The sequence below is a fragment of the Pseudomonas agronomica genome, from assembly GCF_025917275.1.
Classification (GTDB): Bacteria; Pseudomonadota; Gammaproteobacteria; order Pseudomonadales; family Pseudomonadaceae; genus Aquipseudomonas; species Aquipseudomonas agronomica.
On record NZ_JAOSHO010000296.1, the window covers coordinates 1 to 6346 of the forward strand.

At 61.1% G+C, this 6346-nt stretch carries 6 protein-coding genes and 1 other RNA gene; 2 read left to right on the plus strand and 5 right to left on the minus strand.

Translation table 11 applies throughout. The features are described from left to right. Nucleotides 1–133: 133 nt before the first annotated feature. A complete protein-coding gene (locus tag OC610_RS18695; RefSeq protein ID WP_003183512.1) occupies nucleotides 134–472 on the minus strand; it encodes a YbaB/EbfC family nucleoid-associated protein in 339 nt (112 codons plus the stop codon). A gap of 64 nt (nucleotides 473–536) precedes the next feature. Next, nucleotides 537–2612, minus strand: a complete 2076-nt coding sequence (gene dnaX / locus OC610_RS18700; protein WP_264429746.1) for a DNA polymerase III subunit gamma/tau — start codon at nucleotides 2610–2612, stop codon at nucleotides 537–539. 144 nt (nucleotides 2613–2756) lie between these two features. On the opposite strand from dnaX, the gene OC610_RS18705 reads away from it, so the two are divergent. Then, entirely contained in the window at nucleotides 2757–3524 is a 768-nt protein-coding gene (locus OC610_RS18705; RefSeq protein ID WP_264429748.1) for a substrate-binding periplasmic protein, read from the plus strand. Here the strand turns inward: OC610_RS18705 and OC610_RS18710 are convergent. After that, complete coding sequence (locus OC610_RS18710; RefSeq protein WP_264429752.1) at nucleotides 3476–5218, minus strand: putative bifunctional diguanylate cyclase/phosphodiesterase; 1743 nt, start codon at nucleotides 5216–5218, stop codon at nucleotides 3476–3478. The genes OC610_RS18705 and OC610_RS18710 overlap by 49 nt on opposite strands. 339 nt (nucleotides 5219–5557) lie before the next feature. On the opposite strand from OC610_RS18710, the gene OC610_RS18715 reads away from it, so the two are divergent. Then, a complete protein-coding gene (locus tag OC610_RS18715; protein WP_264429749.1) occupies nucleotides 5558–5872 on the plus strand; it encodes a helix-turn-helix domain-containing protein in 315 nt (104 codons plus the stop codon). Between the two features lie 183 nt (nucleotides 5873–6055). Here the strand turns inward: OC610_RS18715 and ffs are convergent. Together ffs and OC610_RS18725 are read right to left on the minus strand one after the other, a co-directional pair. Further along, nucleotides 6056–6152: signal recognition particle sRNA small type (gene ffs / locus OC610_RS18720), an RNA gene on the minus strand. A 3-nt stretch (nucleotides 6153–6155) separates the two neighbouring features. Then, nucleotides 6156–6346 (minus strand): hypothetical protein (locus OC610_RS18725; protein WP_264429751.1); only part of this gene is annotated, 191 nt, incomplete at its 5' end.

The following is a 6346-nucleotide window of genomic DNA, read 5'->3' on the forward strand; positions in this document are numbered from 1 at the left end:
TGTGGGAGCGAGCTTGCTCCGCGCGGCGTTCCGACGAAAGCGGTCGAACAGAGACCCGTGCTCCGGACAGAAACAAAAATGCCAGGCGCGGTGCCTGGCATTGTGTGTAGCCCATCCCGACCGGGATGGCGAATCAGAACGGCAATTTCATGCCCGGCGGCAATTGCATGCCCGCGGTCATGCCGGACATCTTGTCCTGGCTGTTGGCTTCGATCTTGCGCACCGCGTCGTTGACGGCAGCGGCGAACAGGGCTTCGAGCATTTCCTTGTCGTCTTCGCTCAGGCCTTCGACCACGCTCGGATCGATGCTGACGCGCTTGATGTCATGGCGACCGGTCATGACCACGGTCACCATGTCGCCACCGGACTTGCCGGTGACTTCGGCGTTGGCCAGCTCTTCCTGCATCTTGGCCATTTTTTCCTGCATCTGCTGCGCCTGCTTCATCAGGCCGGCCATGCCACCTTTCATCATGGGAATCACCTCGAAAGTACTTGGATAAACAACGCGCCCGGCCTGCACGGCCCGGCGCCTTCAGTTATGAGCCCTGGGGGACCGGGGCCTCGACAGGTTCGATAGTATCGTGACGGACCACGGCGCCGAACTGTTGCATCATCTGCTGGATGAACGGATCGTTGTGGATCGAATCCTCGGCTTCACGCTGCCGGTCGGCACGGCGCCGGGACGCGGCCTGCGCTGGGGTCTCCTGCTCGGGCTTGATCAGCTCGATGGTCAACGTCAGGGTGCGCTGATGGTACTGGTTCAGCGCATCGTTGAGGCGGCGCTGCTGGGTCGCGTTGAACAGCGCGCTGTGGGCCGGATCCAGGTGCAGCAACCAGTGGTCGCCCTCCACCGAGATCAGCGTGCAGTTGGCGGCGATGCTGCCGGTCATGCCGCTGATCTGCAGCTTCGGGAACAGCTCCAGCCATTGCAGGGCCAATCCGGTGGCCGGCATCGCCGCCGGTTCCGGCTCTGGCTCCGGGGCCGGCTCGGCGGCGTGCTCGCTGGCCAGGTCGTCCAGGTAGCTGTAGGCCGAATCCATGTCCGGTTCGATGTAATCCTCGTCCAGCGGCGGTTCATCGTCCAGGTCGATGCCCGGCGTGGCGACATCGACGTCGGCCACCGTCGGCTCCGGCACCGGTGCAGCCACCCATTCCGGCGCGTCCGGCACTGCGCTGTCCGGCGTTGGCATGGGCATCGGCGGCAACTCAGGCTGCTCGGCGATGGTTTCCAGTACGGGCTCCACGGCGGGTTGCTGGACAATTTCCGGCTCGACCGGATCGTTCCAGGGCAGGTCGATGACTTCTTCGGCGACCGGCTCTGGAAGCACCTCGGGCTGCGGCTCAGGTTCCGGCTCGGGCGTCGCTACGACAGGCGCCGGCACCGGCTGGGCGACAGGCGCCACCGCTGGCGGAACAGAAGCCGCTGCCGGCGCAACCACGGGCGCGGCAGCCACTGGCTTGGCGGAATCAGCTGTGGCCTGGCTGATCCCCACTGGCTTTAGCGCTTGTCTCGGCGCATCCGGCGTATCGGCGGGCCGGAACGCAAGCATCCGCAGCAAGACCATTTCGAAACCGCCTCGCGGGTCCGGTGCCAGGGGCAGGTCGCGACGGCCGATCAGGCCCATCTGGTAATAGAACTGCACGTCCTCGGCCGGCAGCGCCTGGGCCAGGGCCAGTACGCGATCACGGTCGCCGTGGCCGTTGTCGACGCCATCAGGCAGGGCCTGGGCGATGGCGACACGGTGCAGCACGTTGAGAATCTCCGAGAGCACGCCATTCCAGTCCGGTCCCTGCTCGGCCAGGTGACGCACCGCTTCCAGCAGCGCCTTGGCGTCGCCTTCGATCAACGCGTGCAAGACGTCATAGACCTGGCCGTGATCAAGCGTGCCAAGCATGGCCCGCACATCGGCGGCCATGACCTTGCCTTCGCCGAACGCGATGGCCTGGTCGGTCAGGCTCATGGCGTCGCGCATCGAACCATCGGCGGCGCGGCCCAACAGCCACAGCGCGTCGTCTTCGAACGGCACGTTCTCGACGCCCAGCACATGGGTCAAATGCTCGACGACGCGTTCCGGCGTCATGTTCTTCAGGGAAAACTGCAAGCACCGCGACAGAATCGTTGCAGGAAGTTTCTGCGGGTCGGTGGTCGCCAGGATGAACTTGACGTAGGGCGGCGGTTCTTCGAGGGTCTTGAGCAGCGCATTGAAGGAATGGCTGGAGAGCATGTGCACTTCGTCGATCAGGTAGACCTTGAAGCGCCCACGGCTCGGCGCGTACTGCACGTTGTCGAGCAGTTCACGGGTGTCCTCGACCTTGGTGCGGCTGGCGGCGTCGATTTCGATCAGGTCGACAAAACGGCCTTCGTCGATTTCCCGGCAGACCGAACATTCGCCGCAGGGCGACGAGGTGATGCCGGTTTCACAGTTCAGGCACTTGGCGATGATCCGCGCGATGGTGGTCTTGCCCACGCCACGGGTGCCCGTGAACAGATAGGCGTGGTGCAGCCGCTGGCTGTCCAAGGCATTGATCAGAGCCTTGAGCACATGGGTCTGGCCGACCATTTCGCGGAACGAGCGCGGACGCCATTTACGTGCAAGAACCTGATAACTCATCGAAAACCGTCGCAACGAAGGAACATAAGCGGCTAATGCTAGCGGAGCAGGGGCGAAATTGCATCCGGTGTGCTCACCTAATCTGGCTAAGCTTGTTAGGAAAGCTCGGGTGTCGACACGCTTTTTTTACAGTCAGGAGAGTTTATGCGCTCGGCCATGGGGGCTTTGCTGTTGTTGGGAACGGGATGTTTCGCAGAAGAGGTCCCCTTGCGTTTCGCCATCACTGATGGCTGGGCCATGCCCATGGTGCAGATCGACAGAGGCCGTCCAACCCAGGGCATCCTGCCGGATATCATGACCAGCCTGGCGACCCGGGTGGGCATGCCGGCGCAGTTTCACGTGCTTTCCCGCGCAAGGCTGGACGGCGCCATGGAGCACGGTGAAATAGACATGCGGTGTTACGTCTCGCCTGATTGGGTGGACGCCGACGCGGCCGATTACCTCTGGAGTGTCCCGCTGTTTTTTCAACGCGATGTGCTGGTCGGCTCGTCCAGCGTTCCGGACAAAATCACCCCCGCGGCACTGGCTCAGCAATCGATCGGCACCGTGCTCAGCTATAGCTACCCAACCCTGCAGCCATTGTTCGACAGCGGCCATCTTCGGCGCGACGACGCACGCAGCCAGGATCAGGTGCTGGCGAAACTGCTGGCGGGTCGTTATCGCTATGCCGTCAGCAATCAATGGGCGTTGGACTGGTTCAACCAACGCCATACCGCTGACCGGCAATTGCACGAAGTGGCGATCCTCCAGGAACAACAACTGAGCTGTTACCTGCGCAATAACCCCAGAATCCCGGTGCAACGCATTCTGCAGACCTTGCAGGAGATGAAGGCATCTGGAGAAATCGACGCGATCATCCAGCTTTATACCGGCCGCAGTGAAGGGTCGCAGGCCAGCGCCGCTTCACTCTGATCGCCTGGCCGCGCCTGCCATTGGGACGGTGGAATGAACGTCTTGACCCAGCCCGGTATCTGCCCGGCCGGCATCGGTCGGGCGATAAAGTAACCCTGGGCCACTTCACAACCCAGGTCCAGCAGGAGCAGCCCATGCTCCAGACTGTCCAGCCCCTCCGCGACCACCTGCCGACCGAATGCCCGGGCAAGACCGATCACCGCTTCGGTCAAAGCCAGGTCGTCCCGATCATTGAGAATATCGCGCACGAAGGTCTTGTCGATCTTGATGGTTTGCGTGCGCAGGTGCTTGAGGTCGTTGAGCGAACAATGCCCCGTACCGAAGCCGCCCAGCGAAAAGCCCACCCCCAAGGCCTGGCATGCCTGGAGGCAAGCGCTGACATGCGCCAGGTTTTCCACGGCGACCGACTCGACGATCTGCAGGTCGAGCATGCGCGGCGACACCGCCGGATGTCGCTCCAGTACCTGCCGCAGCCGCTCGACAAAATCCGTCCGCTGAAAATGCCTCGCCGAAATATTGATACTGACCGGCCAGCCCGGTCCTGTCCGTTGCCACTGCTGCAACTGGGTCAATACCTGTTCCATGACCCATTCGCCGATATCGACGATCAGATCGGTCTCTTCCACCACCGGCAGGAATTCCCGTGGCGGCACCAGGCCACGCTGCGGATGCTTCCAGCGCAACAAGGCCTCAAGCCCGACCACCACGCCGTCACGCATATTGATCTTTGGCTGAAAATGCAGCCGCAATTCATTATCGACCAGCGCCTGCCGCACCCGCTCCACAGTCTGGTAAGTGGCCCGCACTTCCTTGTCCCTGGAAACGTCGAACAGATGGAAGCGATTGCGACCACTCTGCTTGGCCACGTACATCGCCTGATCGGCGTGGCGCAACAGCGTGTCGGCGTCTTCGTTGTCCCACGGAGAGAGCGTGACGCCGATGCTGGCAAAGACGTTGATGGCCTTGCCGTCGATGGCATAAGGCATGGAAACCGCGATCAGGACCCGGTTCAAGGCCCCTTGCAATTCGTCCATTCCGCGAACGTGTCGCAACACCAGGACGAACTCATCCCCGGCCAGCCGCGCCACGACGTCTTCGCCACGAACGATGCTGCGCAGACGCCTGGCGACCTCCACCAGCAGCCGATCACCGCTGGCATGGCCATATCCGTCATTGACGGCCTTGAAGCCATCGAGGTCGAGCATGCACACGGCCAAGGGCAGGTTTTCCACCTGGGAAAACTCCAAGGCCTGGTCCAGCAATTCGGATAGATAGGTGCGATTGGGCAAGCCGGTGAGCACATCGTGGCCGACCCGCCATTGCAAGGAATGCAGCAACCGACGCTTTTCGCTGACATCGAAACGAATCGCCAGATAGCGCTTGATGTTCCCTGTCGCTTCGTCGATCACCGGCACCAGAGTCGTTTCGACCCAGTGCAGCGCGCCGTCCTTGGCCCGATTGCAGATCTCACCCTTCCAGACCTTGCCCAGGGCAATGGTGCGCCACATGGCGCTGAAGAACTCACTGGGATGTTGGCCCGAGTTGAGCACGCGATGGTTTGCCCCAAGCAACTCATCCCGACCGTAGCCAAACAGGCTGCAGAATTTATCGTTGACGTAAGTGATGCGCCCGCTCAAATCGGTTTCGGAAAAGATCGCGGCGGCGTCAACAGCCCTGCGGTACTTCTTGTCCATCGAAGCAGTCATCCATGAGTCAGGCTCGTTTGTCGCGCACGGTTGCACCGCCCCCGCAGAGGCGAAAATCAACTAGGCTCAAATACCTTGAGAAAGCTGGAGCATGGACGCTGGCGGTGCGGCCTGAAAAGCTCCAGGCCCCGCCGTGTGTCGCTGCAAAAGAAGCGCGAGCCCCGGTCTTTCCTACACCCCGGCTCCTGAAGCAGGTCACCAAAATACCCATGCCAAAGGCCGATTCTACGAAACGCATCACATTTTGCAAGGCAAGGTGATGGAACGAGCGGTTGCCTAATGCGAAGATCTATCGTTAAGTTCTTGATTCTGAATGGGAATTAAGCGATGCGAATTTCAAGTCTGGGTCCAGCCATCAGACGCTACCGCAAAGTAGCGGGGCTCACTCAGGCTGAACTTGGTGAAAAAACCGGTTTCGACCCGAAAACCATCAGCCGCTTCGAAACCGGCGCCTACACCCCGAGCGTCGAAGCGCTGTACCTGATTGCCGACGCGCTGAATGTCCAGCCCAAAGCATTCTTCGCCGACATGGGCGACGAAGACGAGCAGCGAGCATATCTGTTCAATGTCATTCACAAGGCCACCCCGAAAGACCTTGGGAAGCTGATTGCGGCGGTTGAGCAGGCGCTGTCCAAGCCTTGATGCAGTGAAATAAAAGCAGGGGGTGCCGACGGTACGGCTCGGCCTCCTTGCTGACGCTCGACTGCCTGGCCCCGCGAAAGCCAGGGCAACAGAAAGCACCGATCAATATCGATCAGCAAAACAACAAGAAATTTTGAGTTTGGCAAACCTTGCGAACGAAGGCCTGGAGCGTTATGGAGGCAACCCCACCAGCCACACCCCGGCACACAATGTTCCCGCTGTGGCTGCTTCCTTCCGGATCTGACCAGGTTCACGGGTAATCGTTGCGGGGGGACCGATGGGGTCACCATAACGACGCCCGCCTTGCGGCGAGCCGCGCCATTGTACCTATCTGACAAGAAGTTACAACCGTTCGTGTCGTATTGAAAAACCGAAGATGTTCAAGGACTTGCTCCAGCAACATGTACTTGGGATTCGCGGGCATATTCGGTATGGATGCAAGCTGCTCCAGCGCATTCGCGAGCAGGCTCGCTC

Excerpts from the sequence above, each read along its gene's own strand:
- OC610_RS18710 (WP_264429752.1), bottom strand. The coding sequence starts at position 5,218 with ATGGACAAGAAGTACCGCAGGGCTGTTGACGCCGCCGCGATCTTTTCC.
- dnaX (WP_264429746.1), bottom strand. The coding sequence starts at position 2,612 with ATGAGTTATCAGGTTCTTGCACGTAAATGGCGTCCGCGCTCGTTCCGC.
- OC610_RS18715 (WP_264429749.1), top strand. The coding sequence starts at position 5,558 with ATGCGAATTTCAAGTCTGGGTCCAGCCATCAGACGCTACCGCAAAGTA.
- OC610_RS18705 (WP_264429748.1), top strand. The coding sequence starts at position 2,757 with ATGCGCTCGGCCATGGGGGCTTTGCTGTTGTTGGGAACGGGATGTTTC.
- OC610_RS18695 (WP_003183512.1), bottom strand. The coding sequence starts at position 472 with ATGATGAAAGGTGGCATGGCCGGCCTGATGAAGCAGGCGCAGCAGATG.